This window comes from Variovorax paradoxus B4 (genome assembly GCF_000463015.1).
Classification (GTDB): Bacteria; Pseudomonadota; Gammaproteobacteria; order Burkholderiales; family Burkholderiaceae_C; genus Variovorax; species Variovorax paradoxus_E.
Genome location: NC_022247.1, coordinates 354,789 through 372,849, shown reverse-complemented (window position 1 = coordinate 372,849; position 18,061 = coordinate 354,789). Strand labels below are relative to the sequence as shown.

Below are 18,061 nucleotides of genomic sequence, written 5' to 3'. Positions count from 1 at the left end.
TGCAACGTCAGATGGCAAAAAAGCCGGCCTGCGCGAGCAGAGGCCGGCCGATGATGGCTTTCGCCTTTTACTCGCTCGTGAAGATGCTGCCCAGACGGTCCATGCGCTCGAGGGCAATGCCGCAGCCGCGCACCACGCAGGTCAGCGGGTCTTCGGCCACCAGCACCGGCAGGCCGGTTTCCTCGGCCAGCAGGCGGTCCAGGTCGCGCAGCAGCGCGCCGCCGCCGGTCAGCATCATGCCGCGCTCGGCGATGTCGGCGCCCAGTTCGGGCGGCGTCTGCTCCAGCGCGTTCTTCACGGCCGAGACGATGTTGTTGAGCGGGTCGGTCAGGGCTTCCAGCACTTCGTTGCTGCTGATGGTGAAGCTGCGCGGCACGCCTTCGGAGAGGTTGCGGCCCTTGACCTCCATCTCCTTGACCTCGGAGCCCGGGAAGGCCGAACCGATGTTCTTCTTGATGACTTCGGCCGTCGGCTCGCCGATCAGCATGCCGTAGTTGCGGCGGATGTAGTTGATGATGGCTTCGTCGAAGCGGTCGCCGCCCACGCGCACCGAGCCCTTGTAGACCATGCCGCCCAGGCTGATGACGCCCACTTCGGTGGTGCCGCCGCCGATGTCGACCACCATCGAGCCCGAAGCCTCGCTGACGGGCAGGCCGGCGCCGATGGCCGCGGCCATGGGTTCCTCGATGAGGTAGACGGAGGTGGCGCCAGCCGCCTCGGCCGCGTCCTTGATGGCGCGGCGCTCGACCTGGGTCGAGCCGCAGGGCACGCAGATGATGATGCGCGGGCTCGGCGTGAGCAGCGTGCGCGGGTGCACCATCTTGATGAACTGTTTGATCATCTGCTCGGTGATCACGAAGTCGGCAATCACGCCGTCCTTCATCGGGCGGATGGCCTCGATGTTCCCGGGCACCTTGCCCAGCATGGCCTTGGCTTCCCGGCCGACGGCCTGGATCACCTTCTTGCCGTGGGGGCCGCCTTCATGGCGGATGGCGACGACCGAGGGCTCGTCCAGCACGATGCCCTTGTTGCGGGCGAATATCAGGGTGTTGGCGGTGCCGAGGTCGATCGCAAGGTCGGTGGAAAAGTACCGACGGAAAGCTCCAAACATGTGCGGAATCCTCTGGAGCACGCCTGCGCGTCGGCAGGTCGTCGCTCTGTTTTTGGGTCGTATGACGGGGTGAATTGATCGTTTTTGGCGCAAAAGCCGGCGCGTTCGCGGGGGTTGCGGCAAAGGCGGGATAATACCCGAATCCCCTCTGAATCCCGTGTTAGCACCCTCTCCGGCGTGCGATTACTTCCGGTTTTTCGACCGGTCCGACCCATGTCACTTTCCGCCTCAGATATTGCACGCATTGCCTCCCTGGCACGGCTGCAGCTTGCTTCCGACGAAAGCGAGCGCATGCTCAGCCAGATCAACGGCTTTTTTGACCTGGTCGAACGCATGCGTTCGGTCGACACCGCGGGGGTGGAGCCGCTGGCCCATCCGGTCGCGGCCGTCGAGGACATCACGCTGCGCCTGCGCGACGACCTGGTGAGCGAACCCGACAACCGCGAAGCCAACCAGAAGAGCGCCCCGGCCGTCGAAGCCGGCCTGTTCCTCGTGCCGAAGGTGATCGAATGAGCGGCGAATTGCATCAAATGGGCGTGGCCGCGCTCGCCAAGGCATTGGCCGAGCGCAAGGTTTCGGCCGTCGAGGCCTCGCAGGTCTTCCTTGGCCGCATGAAGGCCCACGAATCGCTCGGCACCTTCGTCGACGTGAACGAGAAAGTCACGCTGGCCCAGGCCCGCGCGGCCGACGCGCTCATCGCCAAGGGCAACGCGCCCGCCTTGGCCGGCGTGCCGATTGCGCACAAGGACATCTTCGTCACCACCGATTTCGCCACCACCGCCGGCTCCAAGATGCTCGCGGGCTACCGCTCGCCCTTCGACGCCACCGTGGTGCGCCGCCTGGCCGAGGCCGGCGCGGTCACGCTGGGCAAGCTGAGCTGCGACGAATTCGCGATGGGCTCGGCCAACGAGAACGTCGCCGTGCCCGCCGTGGGCCACGACAAGGCCGTGCCGGTGCAGAACCCGTGGAACCGCGAGCGTATTCCGGGCGGCTCCTCGGGCGCCAGCGCGGCGGCCGTGGCGGCACGCCTGGCCCCCGCGGCCACCGGCACCGACACCGGCGGCTCGATCCGCCAGCCGGCCTCCTTCTGCGGCGTGACCGGCATCAAGCCGACCTACGGCCGCGCCTCGCGCTACGGCATGGTGGCCTTCGCATCGAGCCTCGACCAGGCCGGCCCGATGGCCCGCTCGGCCGAAGACTGCGCGCTGCTGCTGTCGGCCTTCTGCGGCCCCGACCTGGACCGCGATTCGACCTCGCTCGACAAGCCCGCCGAAGACTTCGGCCGCTCGCTCGACGACTCGCTCGAAGGCCTGCGCATCGGCGTGCCGAAGGAGTTCTTCGGCGAAGGCGTGGCGCCAGGCGTGCGCGCGGCCATCGATGCCGCGCTGTCGCAGTACGAGAAGCTCGGCGCCAGGCGGGTCGAAGTCACGCTGCCGCTCACCGAACTCTCGATTCCCGTGTACTACATCCTGGCCGCGGCCGAAGCCTCAAGCAACCTGAGCCGCTTCGACGGCGTGAAGTTCGGCCACCGCGCCAAGCAGTACAAGGACCTGGCCGACATGTACGAGCGCACGCGCGCCGAAGGCTTCGGCGACGAGGTGAAGCGCCGCATCATGATCGGCACCTACGTGCTCTCGCACGGCTACTACGACGCCTACTACCTGCAGGCGCAGAAGGTGCGCCGCATGATCGCCGACGACTTCCAGCAGGCCTTCAGGCAGTGCGACGTGATCGCCGGCCCGGCCGCGCCGACCACCGCCTGGAAGATCGGCGAGCACGGCGGCGACCCGGTGGCCGACTACCTGGCCGACATCTTCACGCTGCCGGCCTCGCTGGCCGGGCTGCCGGGCATGAGCGCGCCCGCGGGCTTCGATGAAACCGGCATGCCCGTCGGTTTGCAGCTGATCGGCAACTACTTCAGCGAAGCGAAGCTGCTGAACGCAGCCCACCGCTTCCAGCAAGCCACCGACTGGCACATGCGCACGCCGGAGGGATTCTGAAATGAGCGAACCCGTGAACACTTTCGAAGCACAGCAAGAAGGCCGCCCGACCGGCCCGCTGGTGCGCGGCTATGAAGTCATCATCGGCTTCGAGACGCACGCGCAACTCTCGACCGCGAGCAAGATCTTCAGCCGCGCCTCCACCGCCTTCGGCGCCGAGCCCAACACGCAGGCCTGCGCGGTCGACCTGGCGCTGCCCGGCACGCTGCCGGTGATGAACAAGGGCGCCGTCGAGCGTGCCATCAAGCTGGGCCTCGCGCTCGGCTCGCACATTGCGCCGCGCAGCGTGTTCGCGCGCAAGAACTACTTCTATCCCGACCTGCCCAAGGGCTACCAGATCAGCCAGTACGAGATCCCGGTCGTGCAGGGCGGCTCCGTCTCGTTCTTCCTGGGCGAAGAAAAGAAGACCGTGCGCCTGGTGCGCGCCCACCTCGAGGAAGACGCGGGCAAGTCGCTGCACGAGAACTTCATCGGCCAGAGCGGCATCGACCTGAACCGCGCCGGCACGCCGCTCCTGGAGATCGTGACCGAGCCCGACATGCGCTCCACCGCCGAGGCCGTGGCCTATGCGCGCGAGCTGCACAAGATCGTCACCTGGATCGGCATCTGCGACGGCAACATGCAGGAAGGGAGCTTTCGCTGCGACGCCAACGTCTCGGTGCGCAAGCCCGGCGAAAAGCTCGGCACGCGGCGCGAGATCAAGAACCTGAACAGCTTCAAGTTCATGCAGCAAGCCATCGACTACGAGATCAACTCGCAGATCAACGAGCTGGAAGACGGCCGCAAGATCGAGCAGGCCACCGTGCTGTTCGACCCCGATACCGGCGAGACGCGCACCATGCGCACCAAGGAAGACGCAGCCGACTACCGCTACTTCCCCGACCCCGACCTGCCGCCGCTCGCCATCGAACCCGAATGGATCGAGCGCGTGCGCGCCACCATGCCCGAGCTGCCGCGCGCCATGGCCGAGCGCTACGTGCGCGACCACGGCATGTCGGAATACGACGCGGCACAGCTCACGCAGAGCCCCGCGCTCGCACGCTATTTCGACGACGCGGTGAAGGCCGGCGCAACGCCCAAGCTCGCCAGCAACTGGATCACCGGCGAAATGGCGCGCCGCCTGAACGCGCAGGAGATCGGCATCGAGGCCGCGCCGGTGACGGCGCAGCAGCTGGCGCAGCTGGTCGGGCGCATTGCCGACGGCACGCTGCCCAACAACGCCGCGCGCCAGGTGTTCGACGCGCTCTGGACCGGGGAAGGCAGCGATGTCGACGCGATCATCGAAGCCAAGGACCTGAAGCCCATGAGCGACACCGGCGCGCTCGACAAGATCCTGGACGAAGTGATCGCGAAGAACGCGAAGAACGTCGAGGAATACCGCGGCGGCAAGGAAAAGGCCCTCAACGGCCTCGTGGGCCAGGTGATGAAGGCCAGCGGCGGCAAGGCGAACCCCGCGCAGGTGACCGAACTGCTCAAGGCAAAACTGGGCTGACCTTCAGCGGTTGACCCCGCCGTTGCGGGGGGACCAGAGCTGCTTCAAGCGCGTGCGCTCCTCGTCGAAGCGCGCGTTGACGCGCTTCTTCTCGTCTTCCTGCTCGCCGATGAAGCGGTTCTGCACCGCCACGCTCTGCGCGTTGTCCTCGAGCTTGCGGCGCACGGCGCCGGGCGCCTTGCTCACGTCGTGCTTGTAGAACTCGAGCTCCTCGTCGATCTTGTGGCGGTCTTCGGCAAGTTCGGCCAGGCGCTTTTTCGCGGCCTGGATCACCGCGTCGATCTGCACCAGCGCCTCGGCGCGCTCACGGTCATGCACCTCGGCATTGGGATAACGCACCAGCAATGCGCGCTCGCGGCGGCGCTCGTCGGTCAGGCGCGCGGCCTGCAATGCGGCCTCGCGGGCACGGTCTTCGCGCTCGGCCTGTTCGCGGGCCGTGTACGTCGGTTCGATCCGGCGGCGCGTGGTGCCGCTCGGGTTCAGTTCGCGCTGCTCGCGGTCGATGCATTCGGCAATCGGGCGGTCGGCCGTGAGCGTGCGGCCGCGCGCATCGGTGCATGAATAAATGCCGGCGGCCGGCGCCGGTGCGGGTTGCGCCGAGACGGCACCGGCCCACAGCACCATCGGCAGCAGCAGCACCCATGGGGCTGCGAACGGCCGGGCCGCCAGGTCGAGCTTGCACATGGGCATGATGTTGATCTCAGCTGGCGCCGTAGCGCGCTCGGTAGGCGAGCACTCGCTCGCGATGCGCACCCAGGTCAGCGGCGGCATGGCCCGACAGGTAGTTCAGGAGGTCGTCGAGCGTGGCAATGGCCACCACCTGGAGACCCAGCTGGTTGCGCACGTACTGCACCGCGCTGTGGGCCACGTCGACGCCGTTTTCGGTGGCTTTTTCCTGCCGGTCGAGCGCAATGGCCACGGCATGCGGCGTGGCGCCCGCTGCTTCGATGGCGGCAATGGATTCGCGCACCGCGGTGCCGGCCGACATCACGTCGTCGACGATCAGCACGCGGCCCTTCAGCGGTGCGCCCACCAGGTTGCCGCCTTCGCCGTGCGCCTTGGCTTCCTTGCGGTTGTAGGCAAAGGGATAGTTGCGCCCGCGCCGGGCCAGTTCGGCCGCCACCGTGGCGCCCAGCGGAATGCCCTTGTAGGCGGGGCCGAAGATCATGTCGAACCCGACGCCGCTCTCGATCAGCCGGTCTGCATAGAATCCGGCGAGCCGCGCGATCTTGGCGCCGTCGTCGAAGAGGCCCGAATTGAAGAAGTAGGGGCTCAGGCGGCCAGCCTTGGTCTTGAACTCGCCGAAGCGCAGCACCCCCGCGTCGAGTGCGAACTGGACGAAATCCTGCGCCACCGCACTGCTTTCCACACCATCTACAGCCATCGGAATTTCCTTGTGTTCAAACTGACCAGCCTCAATCTCAATGGCCTGCGTTCGGCCGCCACGAAAGGGGTGGCGGACTGGGTGGCCGAACTTGCGCCGGATTGTATTTGCATGCAGGAGATCCGGGTGCAGGCGAGCGACATCGAGGGCCGGTTCGAGGAAATGGCCGGCCTCAAGGGCCATTTCCATTTCGCCGAGAAAAAAGGCTATGCCGGCACCGCGATCTACACCAAGCACGCGCCAAGCGCCGTCGTCGTGGGCTGGGGCGACGCCGAATTCGACGCCGAGGGCCGGTATCTCGAGCTGCGCTTCGACACGCCCAAACGCAAGCTCTCGATCATCAGCTGCTACTTTCCGAGCGGCAGTTCGGGCGAGGAGCGCCAGGAAGCCAAGTTCCGCTTCCTGAAGGGATTCTTCCCGCACCTCACCGCGCTCAGGAAGGAGCGCGAATTCATCCTTTGCGGCGACATCAACATCGCCCACAAGGAAATCGACCTCAAGAACTGGCGCGGCAACCAGAAGAACAGCGGCTTCCTGCCCGAGGAGCGCGCCTGGATGACCCGGCTGCTCGACGCCGGCACCGACGGCGCGGGCCTGGTGGACGTCTACCGCATGCTCAAGCCCGACACCACGGCCGAGGCCTACACCTGGTGGAGCAACCGCGGCCAGGCCTATGCGAACAACGTGGGATGGCGGCTCGACTACCACCTGGCCACGCCGGCCCTGGGCGCCCTGGCGCGCAGCGAACAGATCTACAAGACCGTGAAGTTCTCGGACCACGCGCCGATCACGGTGGACTACGACTTCACGCTCTGACTGCCCTCTGTCAGCGTGACAGCGCGGGCAGTGCCTTCTCCAGGGTCGCGACGAAGGCCTGTATCGCTTCGGTCTCGTGCGCGCCGCGCTTGGCGATGCGGTAGAAGTCCAGCCCCACCTTCGGCTTGACCAGCACGTCGGTGCGCACGCGGTGCCGGCGGCAGGCTGCGAGCGCGAAGGTCGGCATCACCGCGGTGCCGAAGCCAGCCTCGATCATCGAGATCAGCGTGCCGAAGAAGTTGAAGGCCGGCCGCTGCGCATCGGCGCGGCCGATGGCGGCCAGGTGCTGGTCGATCACCTTCTGGATCGGGTTGCCCGGCGGCAGGCCGACGAGTTCGGCGGCGCGCAGTGCCGACCATGGCGCGGTGCCGATGGGCGGCGGTGCCTCGCCGTCCTCGCACGGCGCCACGCGCATCAGCTGAAAGCGCCCGACCGGCGTGCGCTCCAGCCCCACGGCGGCCTTGAAGAAGAAGCCCAGCCCCATGTCGGCATCGCCGGCCGTCACCATCGCCTCCACGTCGCGCAGGTCGGCGTCGAACAGGCGCAGGCTCACCTGCGGGTGCGCGGCGCGGAAGGTGGTGAACACCTGCGGCAGCAGGTGCGACGACACCAGCGGCGTGGCCGCGATGCGCAGCGTGCGGCGCGACGCATCGCCCGCCGCGCCCAGCTCGGCGGCCACGTCGTCCAGGTCGGTCACCAGCCGCTCCACCACCGGCAGCAGCCGCCGGCCTTCGGGCGTGAGGCTCACCACGCGCGTGGTGCGGTCGAACAGGCGGCAGCCCAGCTGTTTTTCCATCTCGCGCACGAGGATGCTCAGGCCCGCCTGCGTGATGTGCGCCTGCTCGGCCGCGCGCGTGAAGTTGCCGATGCGCGCCACGTGCAAAAAGGCGCGCATCTGGCGGGTCGAGAGGTTCATAAGAATTCATGATAAATCCATATCACATCTAAATTTCCCAAATGGTTGGTCTGCGTTCCTAATGCGGGCCGAGACAAGCACCGAGCGCATTGCGCGAATCACCATGAGCAACGAAGTCATCATCCTGGGCGCCGGCATCGGCGGCCTGACCCTGGCGCTGAGCCTGCACCAGGCCGGCATCCCCTGCCGCGTGTACGAGGCCGTGCCCGAACTGAAGCCGCTGGGCGTGGGCATCAACCTGCTGCCGCACGCGGTGCGCGAGCTCACCGAACTGGGCCTGCTGCCCGCGCTCGACAAGGTCGGCGTGCGCACGCAGGAGGCGGTGTTCTTCACCGAGCACGGCCAGCTGATCTTCCGCGAGGCGGCCGGCCAGCACGCGGGTTACGACTGGCCGCAGTTCTCCATCCACCGCGGCGACCTGCAGACGGTGCTGTACGAGGAGACGCTCAAGCGCCTGGGCCCCGACAGCGTGGTGTGCAACCGCCGCTGCACCGGCGCCACGCAGGACGCCGAAGGCGTGACCGTGCACTTTGCCGACGCGCCTTCGGTGCGCGGCGCGGTCGCGGTCGGCTGCGACGGCATCCACTCGGCGCTGCGCAAGCAGTTCTATCCCGACGAAGGCGCGCCGCGCTACTCGGGCGTGAACATGTGGCGCGGCACCACGCGCTGGAAGCCCTTTCTCTCGGGCGGCAGCATGGTGCGCGCGGGCTGGCTCGCGGTCGGCAAGATGGTGATCTACCCGATCCGCAACGACATCGACGCCGAGGGCAACCAGCTCGTGAACTGGGTCGCCGAGATCCACGCCCCGCAGCCCGCGCTGCGCGACTGGAGCCGCGCGGGCCGGCTCGAAGACTTCTTGCCGGCCTTCGCCGACTGGCACTTCGACTGGCTCGACGTGCCGGCGCTGATTCGCGCGTCGGACACCATCCTCGAGTACCCGATGGTCGACCAGGACCCGCTGCCGCGCTGGACGCACGGCCGCCTCACGCTGCTGGGCGACGCCGCGCACCCGATGGTGCCGCGCGGCTCCAACGGCGCGGGGCAGGCGATCATCGATGCGCGCTTCCTGGCCGGCGCGCTCAAGGACATGGGCGTGGGCCCTGCCGCGCTCGAAGACTACGACCGCGTGCGCGTGAAGGCCACCACCGACGTGGTGCTGACCAACCGCAGCAACCCGCCCGACGCCATCCTGCGCGAGGTGTTCGAGCGTTCGGGCGGCAAGCGCTTCGACAGGATCGAGGACGTGGTGCCCACCGCCGAGCTGCAGGCCATCTCGGACAACTACAAGCGCGTGGCCGGCTACGACCCGGTCGCGCTGAAGGCACGGCCTTCCTTCCTCTGAACCCGCGCAGCCTTCATAAGAACTACGGAGACACGAACCATGCGTTCACTGACCAAAACCTTCGCCGCCCTGCTCGCCACGCTCGGCCTGGCCACCGCAGCCCACGCCTGGCCCGACCAGCCCATCACCCTGGTGGTGCCCTACACGCCCGGCACCGGCATCGACCTGGTGGCGCGCCAGCTGTCCGCGCGCCTGCCCGCGCTGCTGGGCCAGCCGGTGGTGGTGGAGAACATTGCCGGCGCCAGCGGCAACATCGGCAGCGAAAAGGCCGCGCGCGCCAAGCCCGACGGCTATACGCTGCTGGTGCAGGTCAACACGCTGGTGATGAACCGCAGCCTCTACAAGTCGCTCGGCTACGACCCCGTGGCCGACTTCGCGCCCGTGTCGCTCACCTCGTGGGGCACGCTGCTGCTGGTGACCAACCCGAACGTGCAGAAGGTGGCTTCGGTGGCGCAGATGGTGAGCGCGGCCAAGGCGGAGCCGGGCAAGCTGACCTATGCCACGCCCGGCGTGGGCACGCCGCATCACCTGTCGATGGCACTGTTGATGCAGGGCACCGGCACGGAGCTGATGCATGTGCCCTACAAGGGCACGGCCGGCGCGGTGACCGACCTGCTGGGCGGGCGCATCGACTACATGTTCCTGCCGGTGCACGTGGCGTTGCAGCACATCCAGGCCGGCAAGCTCAAGGCCATTGCCACGGGCAGCAGCAAGCGCCTGCCACAGCTGCCCGAGGTGCCGACGCTGGCCGAGGCCGGCGTGACCGCCGACAACGTGGACATGTGGTACGGCGTGCTCGCACCCAAGGGGACGCCGCCAGACGTGGTGGCGCGGCTCAACAAGGAGATCGCGGCGGTGCTGAAGCAGCCCGAGGTGGCAAAGTCGTTCGAGTCGCAGGGCATGGTGCCGGCGAGTTCGACGCCGGCGGAGTTCGGCGCGCTGGTGAAGAAGGATGCGGACCGCTGGGCGAGCGTGGTCAAGCGCGGCAACATCACCGCCGACTGAGTCCGCGTTCAGCGCGGCGCGGCCTTCCCCGCATGCCGGGCCAGGTGCACCTGGTGCAGCGTGATCTTGCGCACCTCCGCCTGGCTGGTCTCGATGTGCGCGCGCAGCAGCATCGCGGCCTGGTCGCCGCGGTTGGCGCGCACGGCCTTGAGGATCTTGCCGTGCTCCTCGTAGGTGGCGTCGATGCGCGGCTGCTGGGTGAAGTCGAGCCGGCGGATGATGCGGATGCGCTCGGTCACGTCGCCGTGCACGCGCGCCATCTCGGCGTTGCCGGCGGCGGCCACCAGCGAACAATGAAAGGCTTCGTCCCACTGCGCCACCTGCGCAGTGTCGCTGCTGCGCTGGGTCGCGGGCACGAGCCAGATGTCGGCCAGCGTGTCGAGCAGGCTGCGGTCGACGCGGCGGTCGGCTTCGCAGAGGCGGTGCACGGCGGTGGTCTCGAGCACCATGCGCAGGTCGTAGAGCTGCTCGAACTGGTCGAAGTCGAAGGGCAGCACGCGCCAGCCGCTGCGAAACAGCACCTCGACGAACCCTTCCTGCTGAAGACGGAACAGCGCCTGCCGCACGGGCGTGCGCGAGACGCCGAGCCGGTCGCTGATCTCGTTCTCGGTGAAGCGGTCGCCGGGCACGAGGATGAAATCGGCCACGTCGCGCTTGAGCTGGGCGTAGACCTCGTCGGCGCGCGTGCGGAAAACGGCCTTGTCGGAAGCGGGCACGGGAGAAGCGGGGCGGGGTCGGACGGTGGACACGTGGGGAATGGTAGTCGCTGTCATTGCCCCTGCCGAAGCGCCGCCATCAGCGCGGTGCTCGGCGCGGTCCAGCCGACGATCGCGCCCTGGGCCCGGACCATGTCGAGCGTGGCCGCCTTGAAGGCCGGAAAGTAGCTTTCGGTGCAGTCTTCGAGCAGCAGGCTGTCGTAGCCCCGGTCGTTGGCCTCGCGCATGCTGGTCTGCACGCAGACCTCGGTGGTGACGCCGCCGAACAGCAGGTGCGTGATGCCGCGCCGTTGCAGCAGTTCATGCAGCCCGGTGGCGTAGAACGCGCCCTTGCCAGGCTTGTCGATGACGATCTCGCCGTCGACGGGCGCCAGCGCATCGATGATCTGGTTGCCGGGTTCGCCGGCGACGAGGATGCGGCCCATCGGTCCTTCGTCGCCGATGCGCAGGCTCGGGCTGCCGCGGTTGCGCTTGGCCGGCGGGCAATCGGAGAGGTCGGCCTTGTGCGCCTCGCGCGTGTGGACCACGAGGCCGCCGGCCTTTCGCCACGCCTCCAGGGCGGCCTGGGTGGCAGGCACGATGGCTTCGAGCAGCGACACGTCGTTGCCCAGGGTTTCACCGAAGCCGCCAGGCTCGATGAAGTCGCGCTGCATGTCGATGAGGACCAGCGCTGTGTTCTTCAGTTCGAAGTCATAGGGAAATGGGTTGGCAGTTTCTATGCGCATGGTTGCTCTCGCTGTTTTCCAGTGCAGGGGAGCCGCGGAGCGGCCGGCACAGTGGGGGCGACCGCGCCGCACCGCGCACCGGGCGGCCCAGCATCAGCCGTCAGGGCACTCATGCCGCAGCCTTCAACGGCTCATGGTGCCCCCCACCCATGTGCGCCCCGATCACATGCCTTTCCGCCCCCGCAGCCGGCGTCTCGAACACGATCCGCCCTTCGCTCATCACGACGATGCGGTCGGCCAGCTCGAGAAGCTCGTCGAGATCCTCGCTGATCAGCAGCACCGCCCCGCCCTTCTCCCGCACCTGCACGATGCGCTCGTGGATCTCGGCAACGGCCGCAAAGTCGAGGCCGAACACGGGGTTGGCCGCGATCAGCACATTGATGTCGCCGGCGAGTTCGCGCGCCAGCACCGCGCGCTGCACGTTGCCGCCGGACAGGCTGCGGATCGGCGCGCCCTCGCCCTGCGTCTTCACGCCGTATTCGGCAATCCATTCGCGCGCCCGGTTGCGCCAGAACGGAAAGTTCAGCACACCGCCGCGCGACAGCGGCGGCCGGTCGAAATCGCGCAGCGCCATGTTCTCCGACACGCTGAGGTCGCCCACGCAGGCGTTGCGCAGCGGCTCCTCGGGCAGGCTGCGGACCTTGAGGCTGCGGTTCTCGCCGCGGCGCGCGCTGTAGGGCCGGCCCATGACGCTCACCTTGCCGGCCAGCCGCGCGCGCTGACCGACCAGCGCCTCGACCAGCTCGCGCTGCCCGTTGCCCGAGACGCCCGCCACGCCCAGGATCTCGCCGGCCCGCACCGACAGGCTCAGGTCGTGCAGCGCGAGCGTGCCGCGGTCCCCCTGGGCCTCGAGGCCCTCGACCCGCAACGCGACGGGTGCCGCATCGGGCACCGGTGCTCTGGCGACGGGCGATGAAGCCGGCGCAGACGCTGAAGCGCCCTCGCCGCCCATCATGGCCTGCGCCAGCTGCGCCGGACTCGTGTCCGCGACGCGGCAGTGGTGCACCGCCTTGCCGCGGCGCAGCACCGTCACGCTGTCGGCATAGGCCATCACCTCGCGGAACTTGTGCGTGATGATGAGCACGGTGCACAGGCCGCTCTTCGCGAATTCGCGCACGTGGCCCAGCACCTCGTCGGCCTCCTGCGGCGTGAGCACCGAAGTCGGTTCGTCGAGGATCAGCAGGCGCGGCTTCAGGTACAGCTGCTTGAGCAGTTCGAGCTTCTGTTTCTCGCCCGCCGCAAGCTCCGAGGGCCGCACGTCGAGGTCGAGGCTGAAGGGCGTGGTCGCAAGAAAATCCTTGAGCTCCGCGCGCTTCGCCTTCCAGTCGATCAGCGCCGGCGTCTTGCCGCCCGCGAGCAGCAGGTTCTCGGCCACCGTCATGCCCGGCGCCAGCGTGAAGTGCTGGTAGACCATGCCGATGCCGAGCGCGCGCGCCACGATCGGGTTGGCAATGTCCTGCTCGCGCCCGTCGATCAGGATGCTGCCCTCTTCCGCACGCTGGAAACCGGCCACGCATTTCACCAGCGTGCTCTTGCCCGCGCCGTTCTCGCCCAGCAGCGCATGCACCGTGCCGGGCTCGACGCGCATCGTCACGCGGTCCATCGCGGTGAAGGCGCCGAAGCGCTTGGTCAGCTCGTAGGTGTCGAGCGCGAGCGCGCCGCTGCCCGCAGGCAGCGCGCCGATGGCATGGGGCGTGGCGGCCATGCGTTCGTCAGTCCAGCGCAGACAGCAGCGCCTGCGATGTGGCGTGCGCGCCGAACACGCCGCCCTGCATCGTGATCATCTTCAGCGCCGCCAGATGGTTGCCGTGGTCGGTGGCGGCCGTGCAGTCCGACAGCAGCAGGCATTCGAAGCCGCGGTCGTTGGCGTCGCGCATCGTGGTGTGCACGCACACGTCGGTGGTGATGCCCGCGAGGATCAGGTTCTCGATGCCGCGCGTGCGCAGGATCAGCTCCAGGTCGGTGGCATAGAACGAGCCCTTGCCGGGCTTGTCGATCACCACCTCGCCCGGCAGCGGCGCGAGTTCGGGAATGATCTCCCAGCCCGGCTCGCCACGCACCAGGATGCGCCCGCACGGCCCGTCGTCGCCGATGCCCACGCCATGGGCGCCGATCTGGCGCGAGCGCCAGCGCTTGTTGGCAGGCAGGTCCGCAAGATCGGGCCGGTGGCCTTCGCGCGTGTGGATGACGTGAAAGCCCAGCGGCCGCAGCGCCGCGAGCGTGCGCGCGATCGGCTGGATCGGCGCCTGCACCAGCGAGAGGTCGTAGCCCATCACGTCGACGTAGCCGCCCTTGCCGCAGAAGTCGGTCTGCATGTCGATCACGATGAGCGCGGTGTTGCCGGGCCGCAGGTCGCCGTTGTAGGGCCAGGCATAGGGCTCGGCGGCCACGTGACGGGGAGGTGTCGTGTTCATTGTGTGGTTCCTTCGTAGGTGCGCTCCGGCGCTGCAAAGCCGCAAGAGGTGCCGTCGGTCACCTTCACCTCGGCGCTCCAGGGCAGGCTGTAGGTGCCGGCGGCCATGTCGTGCATGTAGGTGTAGGGGCAGTCCTGGGCGCCGCCCTTCACCGCCACGTAGCCGCGGTGGTAGAGCTGGTAGATGTTGTTCTCCACGCCCCAGCCGGTGCGCGCCTCGCGCACGAGGTCGGGCCGCAGCTCGGCGGTGATGATCTCGTCGGCGCGGCCACCGCCCTCGGCCAGCACCGTGCCGTCGAAATTGCAGAACATGCCCTCGCCCATCGAGTCGAAGCTGCCGTCGCTGCCGCTGAGGCAGACGCTCGCGGTGTAGGCCAGGTTGCAGAAGGCGTTGGCCTGGTTGGTGATCTTCCATGCATGGCGGATCGGCGCCGTGTAGCCGGCCGTGCGCAGGATGATGTCGGCGCCCTTGTATGCGGCCTCGCGCGCCATCTCGGGAAACATGCCATCGTGGCAGATGATGAGCGAGAGCCTGCTGCCGTTCGGCCCGTCGCACACCGGGATGCCGAGGTTGCCGGGCTCCCATGGCTCGACCGGCACCCACGGATGCAGCTTGCGGTAGTAGAGCCTGATGGCGCCCTGATCGTCGATGATGAGCCCGCTGTTGTACGGATTGCCGCCGGGGTTGGCTTCCATGATCGAGAAGCAGCCCCAGATGCGGTGCGCGATGCAGGCGTTCTTGAAGGCGGCCACCTCGGGCCCGTCGAGCGTGCACATGATCTCGGGGTTCATGTCCATCGAGAGGCCGTGCAGCGCGTACTCGGGAAACACCACGAGATCCATGGTCGACTGGTTGCGGCGCGCCTTGCCCACCATCTCGCAGATGCGCTGCGTCTGCGCGGCCAGGTCGGCCGGCGTCTTCACGCTCGGCAGCTGCAGTTGCACCAGGCCGACGACGACGCCGTGGGCCGATTTGTTGAGGCCTCCGAGACCGCTCATGGGATTCAGCTCCTTGTCGATGAAAGTTCGCCCGGGGCGCCGGCGGCGGCCGTGCCGGGCCTGCAGGTCAACACCAGGATCACCAGCGTGAGCACGTAAGGCACGGTATTGAACAGGTGATAGCCCCAGCCGATGCCGATGGATTGCAGCGCCGGCCCGATGGCGCCCGCACCGCCGAAGAGCAGCGCCGCACCCACGCAGCGCAGCGGGCTCCAGCGCGCGAAGATCACGAGCGCCACCGCGATCAGGCCCTGGCCGCTGGAGATGCCTTCGTTCCAACTGCCCGGATAGAACAGCGTGAGCGATGCGCCGCCGAGCCCGGCGATGAAACCACCGGCCGTGGTCGCCGCAATGCGCAGGCCCGAGACCGAATAGCCGAGCGCGCGCGTCGCCTGCGCCGAATCGCCGGCCATGCGCACCAGCAGGCCGGCCCGCGTGCGCGCAAAGCCCCACCAGAGCAGCACCGCCAGTGCCACGCCGATCGGCACCAGCGCATTGAGCTGCAACGCCGAGCGCACCACCGCGTTGTCGCTCCAGAAGCCCAGCGGTATCGCGGGGATCTGCGGGGCCTGCGGCTGGATCAGCGGCTTGCCAAGATAGAACGCGAGCCCCGTGCCGAGCAGCATCAGCGCGATGCCGGTCGCCACGTCGTTCACGCGGTCGAGCGAGCACAGGAGGCCATGCAGCAGCGCGAGCGCAGCCCCCGCCAGCGCGCCGATCAGCACGCCCAGCCAGGCGGAATCGGTGAGATAGGCGCCGCCGAAGGCCGCCATCGCCGAGAGCACCAGCACGCCTTCGAGCCCGAGGTTGATGCGGCCCGACTTCTCGGTGAGGCATTCACCGAGGCTCACGAACAGGAAGGGTGCACCCACGCGCAAAGCACCGCCGACAATGCCGGCCGCGAGCGCGATCCACTGGTCCGCGGTCATCGCACCGCCCCCTCGCCGCGCGGAACACGCGCGCGCAGGGCGTTCCAGTCGACCATGCGCAACCCCTCGCTCGCAAGGATCAGGACAAAGGCGATGCCCTGCAGCACCAGCACCGAGGCATCGGGCAGCCCGAGCCGCCGCTGCAGCAGGCTGCCGGCCGCGCCGAAGCCGCCGAACAGGATCGCCACCGGCACGATGGCCACCGGGTTGTGCCGCGCGATGAACGACACCAGGATGCCCGCATAGCCGTAGCCTGCGATCAGCGAGGCATTGGCATTGGTGTGCACCGCCGCCACCTCGACCGCGCCCGCGAGCCCCGCGCAGGCGCCGCCGAGCCCGCAGGCCCCGAGGATGAGCCGCGTGGCCGGCAGTCCCACGAGCTGCGCGGTGCGCGGATTGCCGCCCACCACGCGCACCGAGAAGCCCGAGGCGGTGGCGCGCAGCCACCACCCGAGCGCCAGGCAGGCGACCACGCCGATCACGAAGCCCCAGTGCACGTCCGAGCCGCCGATGCCGCCGATCAGCAGCCCGTCGGCGAGCGCATGGGTCGATGGCTTGTTGAGGCTCGCCGGATCGCGCAGCGGCCCTTCGACCAGGTGCTTGAAGATGCCGATGGCGATGTAGGCCAGCAGCAGGCTGCTGATGGTTTCGTTGATGCCGCGGTACTGGCGCAGCCAGCCCGCAAGGGCGATCCACAGCGCGCCGGCCAATGCGCCCGCGAGGCAGACCACCACCGTGCCCACCACATTGCCCGGCAGCGGCACCGCATGCGCGAGTGCGGCAGAGGCCAGGCCACCGAGCACCAGCGCACCCTCTCCGCCGATGACGATCAGCCCCGCGCGCGCCGGCAGCGCCACGCACAGTGCGGTGAGCATCAGCGGCGCGGCGCGCTGCAGGGTGTTCTGCCAGGAGAACCAGTCGCCGAACGCGCCCTTGAAGAGCGTCGCCCACACCTCCACCGGATCGACGCCGGCAAAGGCCACGAGCACGCCGAACAGCAGCAGCGCCGCCGCGATGGCGAACACCGGCAGGGCGAATTCCTTGAGCGCTTGACGCATGGCGGGCGGACGCGTGCTGCGGCTCAGGCCTGGCCGATGACGCCTTCGACGAGGTAGTTCATCTTCTCCAGCTCCAGGTCGGTCTGCTTGAGCACCTTGCCGGCCGGCACCACGACCGCACCCTTGTTGTCCTTGATGCCGTCCTTGAAGATGTCGAAAGTGCCCGCGATCATCTTCGCCTTGATGTCGTCGGCCTGCTTCTTCGCGGCGTCGGGCACCATCGGGCCGTAGGCGGACATCTTCACGTAGCCTTCCTTCAGGCCGCCGCGCAGGAAGTTCGGATGCGGCTTGCCGGCTTGCGCGGCCTCGATGGCGGTCTTGTAGGCCGTGAGCCAGTTCCACTCGGCGCCGGTGAGGTACGCGTTGGGCGCGAGCTTGGCCTGGCTCGCGTGGTAGCCGCAGACCATCTTGCCGCGCTTGGCCGCCGTCTCGACCACCACCTTGGGGCCGTCGACGTGCATGGTGAAGACATCGCAGCCCTGGTCGGCCAGGCTGTTGGTGGCTTCGGCTTCCTTCACGGCCATCGACCAGTCGCCGGTGAAGATCACGCTGCAGGTGATGCCGGGCTTGACCGAGCGCGCCCCCAGCGTGAAGGCGTTGATGTTGCGCAGCACCTGCGGAATCGGCTTGGCGGCGACGAAGGCGATCTTGTTGCTCTTGGTCATGTGCGCGGCGATCACGCCGTTCAGGAACTGGCACTCGTCGATGTAGCCGAAGAAGCTGCCCGCGTTCTTCGGGTGCTTGCCTTCGGTCCAGAGGCCGCCGCAGTGCGAGAAGCGAACGTCGGGGTACTTGGGCGCGACGGCCAGGATGTGCGGATCGAAGTAGCCGAACGAGGTGGGGAACAAGAGCTTGGCGCCGTCCTGCGAGATCATGCCCGCCATGGTCTTCTGCACGGCGGCGGTCTCGGGCACGTTCTCTTCCTCGACCACCTTGATGCCGGGCAGCTTCTTGATTTCGGCGGCCGCCATGGCGTGCGCCTGGTTGTAGCCGTAGTCGTCGCGCGCGCCGACGTAGATCACGCCGACGGTCAGCGGCTTGGCCTGTGCGCCGGCGAGGGCGCTCCAGCCTCCGAGGGTGCCGGCGGCGCCGAGCGCGGCCAGGGACTTGAGGGAATCGCGGCGATTGATTTGGCTTGTCATGGCGTTCTTTCCA

The 18,061-nt window shown here is 68.3% G+C and carries 18 protein-coding genes; 6 read left to right on the top strand and 12 right to left on the bottom strand.

From position 1 onward, the window contains the following. Nucleotides 1–67 precede the first annotated feature (67 nt). Nucleotides 68–1,111 (bottom strand): rod shape-determining protein, encoded by a 1,044-nt coding sequence (locus VAPA_RS01720; RefSeq protein ID WP_007833435.1) that lies wholly within the window; start codon nt 1,109–1,111, stop codon nt 68–70. 213 nt (nt 1,112–1,324) lie between these two features. On the opposite strand from VAPA_RS01720, the gene gatC reads away from it, so the two are divergent. From gatC to gatB, 3 genes are read left to right on the top strand one after another with little or no spacing between them, the layout of a single operon-like run. Further along, nucleotides 1,325–1,624 (top strand): Asp-tRNA(Asn)/Glu-tRNA(Gln) amidotransferase subunit GatC, encoded by a 300-nt coding sequence (gene gatC / locus VAPA_RS01715; protein WP_021005040.1) that lies wholly within the window; start codon nt 1,325–1,327, stop codon nt 1,622–1,624. After that, a complete protein-coding gene (gene gatA / locus VAPA_RS01710) occupies nt 1,621–3,111 on the top strand; it encodes an Asp-tRNA(Asn)/Glu-tRNA(Gln) amidotransferase subunit GatA (RefSeq protein WP_021005039.1) in 1,491 nt (496 codons plus the stop codon). Before gatC ends, gatA begins: the two co-directional genes overlap by 4 nt. A gap of 1 nt (nt 3,112) precedes the next feature. Next, nucleotides 3,113–4,603 carry an Asp-tRNA(Asn)/Glu-tRNA(Gln) amidotransferase subunit GatB gene (gene gatB, locus VAPA_RS01705; RefSeq protein WP_041945977.1) on the top strand — a complete coding sequence of 497 codons (1,491 nt, stop codon included), beginning with the start codon at nt 3,113–3,115 and terminating at the stop codon, nt 4,601–4,603. A 3-nt stretch (nt 4,604–4,606) separates the two neighbouring features. Here the strand turns inward: gatB and VAPA_RS01700 are convergent, their stop codons facing one another. After that, nucleotides 4,607–5,293 (bottom strand): DUF4124 domain-containing protein, encoded by a 687-nt coding sequence (locus VAPA_RS01700; protein WP_021005037.1) that lies wholly within the window; start codon nt 5,291–5,293, stop codon nt 4,607–4,609. Between the two features lie 10 nt (nt 5,294–5,303). After that, on the bottom strand, nt 5,304–5,987 hold the full coding sequence (gene pyrE / locus VAPA_RS01695; RefSeq protein ID WP_021005036.1) for an orotate phosphoribosyltransferase: 684 nt from the start codon (nt 5,985–5,987) through the stop codon (nt 5,304–5,306). Between the two features lie 12 nt (nt 5,988–5,999). Between pyrE and VAPA_RS01690 the strand changes: the two genes are divergently transcribed. Continuing rightward, nucleotides 6,000–6,803, top strand: a complete 804-nt coding sequence (locus VAPA_RS01690) for an exodeoxyribonuclease III (RefSeq protein WP_021005035.1) — start codon at nt 6,000–6,002, stop codon at nt 6,801–6,803. Between the two features lie 10 nt (nt 6,804–6,813). Here the strand turns inward: VAPA_RS01690 and VAPA_RS01685 are convergent, their stop codons facing one another. Continuing rightward, entirely contained in the window at nt 6,814–7,719 is a 906-nt protein-coding gene (locus VAPA_RS01685) for a LysR family transcriptional regulator (protein WP_021005034.1), read from the bottom strand. Between the two features lie 103 nt (nt 7,720–7,822). Between VAPA_RS01685 and VAPA_RS01680 the strand changes: the two genes are divergently transcribed. Both VAPA_RS01680 and VAPA_RS01675 read left to right on the top strand, forming a co-directional pair. Beyond that, nucleotides 7,823–9,061, top strand: a complete 1,239-nt coding sequence (locus VAPA_RS01680; RefSeq protein WP_021005033.1) for a flavin-dependent oxidoreductase — start codon at nt 7,823–7,825, stop codon at nt 9,059–9,061. Nucleotides 9,062–9,100: 39 nt separating this feature from the next. Continuing rightward, the gene (locus VAPA_RS01675) at nt 9,101–10,066 is read left to right on the top strand and encodes a tripartite tricarboxylate transporter substrate binding protein (protein ID WP_021005032.1); all 966 of its coding nucleotides are present in this window, start codon (nt 9,101–9,103) and stop codon (nt 10,064–10,066) included. Nucleotides 10,067–10,074: 8 nt separating this feature from the next. Here the strand turns inward: VAPA_RS01675 and VAPA_RS01670 are convergent, their stop codons facing one another. From VAPA_RS01670 to VAPA_RS01635, 8 genes are all read right to left on the bottom strand, one after another. Further along, nucleotides 10,075–10,839 carry a GntR family transcriptional regulator gene (locus VAPA_RS01670; RefSeq protein ID WP_021005031.1) on the bottom strand — a complete coding sequence of 255 codons (765 nt, stop codon included), beginning with the start codon at nt 10,837–10,839 and terminating at the stop codon, nt 10,075–10,077. Then, a complete protein-coding gene (locus VAPA_RS01665) occupies nt 10,836–11,507 on the bottom strand; it encodes a cysteine hydrolase family protein (protein ID WP_021005030.1) in 672 nt (223 codons plus the stop codon). Before VAPA_RS01665 ends, VAPA_RS01670 begins: the two co-directional genes overlap by 4 nt. Nucleotides 11,508–11,616: 109 nt before the next feature. Then, nucleotides 11,617–13,212 carry an ABC transporter ATP-binding protein gene (locus VAPA_RS01660; protein ID WP_021005029.1) on the bottom strand — a complete coding sequence of 532 codons (1,596 nt, stop codon included), beginning with the start codon at nt 13,210–13,212 and terminating at the stop codon, nt 11,617–11,619. A 7-nt stretch (nt 13,213–13,219) separates the two neighbouring features. Then, on the bottom strand, nt 13,220–13,921 hold the full coding sequence (gene biuH / locus VAPA_RS01655) for a biuret amidohydrolase (RefSeq protein WP_021005028.1): 702 nt from the start codon (nt 13,919–13,921) through the stop codon (nt 13,220–13,222). Further along, complete coding sequence (locus VAPA_RS01650; RefSeq protein ID WP_021005027.1) at nt 13,918–14,919, bottom strand: formamidase; 1,002 nt, start codon at nt 14,917–14,919, stop codon at nt 13,918–13,920. The genes biuH and VAPA_RS01650 overlap by 4 nt, the downstream gene beginning before the upstream one ends. Before the next feature lie 5 nt (nt 14,920–14,924). Further along, the gene (locus VAPA_RS01645; RefSeq protein ID WP_021005026.1) at nt 14,925–15,848 is read right to left on the bottom strand and encodes an ABC transporter permease; all 924 of its coding nucleotides are present in this window, start codon (nt 15,846–15,848) and stop codon (nt 14,925–14,927) included. Beyond that, nucleotides 15,845–16,906 carry an ABC transporter permease gene (locus tag VAPA_RS01640; RefSeq protein ID WP_021005025.1) on the bottom strand — a complete coding sequence of 354 codons (1,062 nt, stop codon included), beginning with the start codon at nt 16,904–16,906 and terminating at the stop codon, nt 15,845–15,847. The genes VAPA_RS01645 and VAPA_RS01640 overlap by 4 nt, the downstream gene beginning before the upstream one ends. Nucleotides 16,907–16,929: 23 nt before the next feature. Further along, the gene (locus tag VAPA_RS01635) at nt 16,930–18,048 is read right to left on the bottom strand and encodes a BMP family ABC transporter substrate-binding protein (protein ID WP_021005024.1); all 1,119 of its coding nucleotides are present in this window, start codon (nt 18,046–18,048) and stop codon (nt 16,930–16,932) included. Between the last annotated feature and the right edge of the window lie 13 nt (nt 18,049–18,061).

Coding starts and splice junctions, on each gene's coding strand:
- VAPA_RS01720 (WP_007833435.1), bottom strand. CDS start 1,111: ATGTTTGGAGCTTTCCGTCGGTACTTTTCCACCGACCTTGCGATCGAC.
- gatC (WP_021005040.1), top strand. CDS start 1,325: ATGTCACTTTCCGCCTCAGATATTGCACGCATTGCCTCCCTGGCACGG.
- gatA (WP_021005039.1), top strand. CDS start 1,621: ATGAGCGGCGAATTGCATCAAATGGGCGTGGCCGCGCTCGCCAAGGCA.
- gatB (WP_041945977.1), top strand. CDS start 3,113: ATGAGCGAACCCGTGAACACTTTCGAAGCACAGCAAGAAGGCCGCCCG.
- VAPA_RS01700 (WP_021005037.1), bottom strand. CDS start 5,293: ATGCCCATGTGCAAGCTCGACCTGGCGGCCCGGCCGTTCGCAGCCCCA.
- pyrE (WP_021005036.1), bottom strand. CDS start 5,987: ATGGCTGTAGATGGTGTGGAAAGCAGTGCGGTGGCGCAGGATTTCGTC.
- VAPA_RS01685 (WP_021005034.1), bottom strand. CDS start 7,719: ATGAACCTCTCGACCCGCCAGATGCGCGCCTTTTTGCACGTGGCGCGC.
- VAPA_RS01680 (WP_021005033.1), top strand. CDS start 7,823: ATGAGCAACGAAGTCATCATCCTGGGCGCCGGCATCGGCGGCCTGACC.
- VAPA_RS01675 (WP_021005032.1), top strand. CDS start 9,101: ATGCGTTCACTGACCAAAACCTTCGCCGCCCTGCTCGCCACGCTCGGC.
- VAPA_RS01670 (WP_021005031.1), bottom strand. CDS start 10,839: ATGACAGCGACTACCATTCCCCACGTGTCCACCGTCCGACCCCGCCCC.
- VAPA_RS01665 (WP_021005030.1), bottom strand. CDS start 11,507: ATGCGCATAGAAACTGCCAACCCATTTCCCTATGACTTCGAACTGAAG.
- VAPA_RS01660 (WP_021005029.1), bottom strand. CDS start 13,212: ATGGCCGCCACGCCCCATGCCATCGGCGCGCTGCCTGCGGGCAGCGGC.
- biuH (WP_021005028.1), bottom strand. CDS start 13,921: ATGAACACGACACCTCCCCGTCACGTGGCCGCCGAGCCCTATGCCTGG.
- VAPA_RS01650 (WP_021005027.1), bottom strand. CDS start 14,919: ATGAGCGGTCTCGGAGGCCTCAACAAATCGGCCCACGGCGTCGTCGTC.
- VAPA_RS01645 (WP_021005026.1), bottom strand. CDS start 15,848: ATGACCGCGGACCAGTGGATCGCGCTCGCGGCCGGCATTGTCGGCGGT.
- VAPA_RS01640 (WP_021005025.1), bottom strand. CDS start 16,906: ATGCGTCAAGCGCTCAAGGAATTCGCCCTGCCGGTGTTCGCCATCGCG.
- VAPA_RS01635 (WP_021005024.1), bottom strand. CDS start 18,048: ATGACAAGCCAAATCAATCGCCGCGATTCCCTCAAGTCCCTGGCCGCG.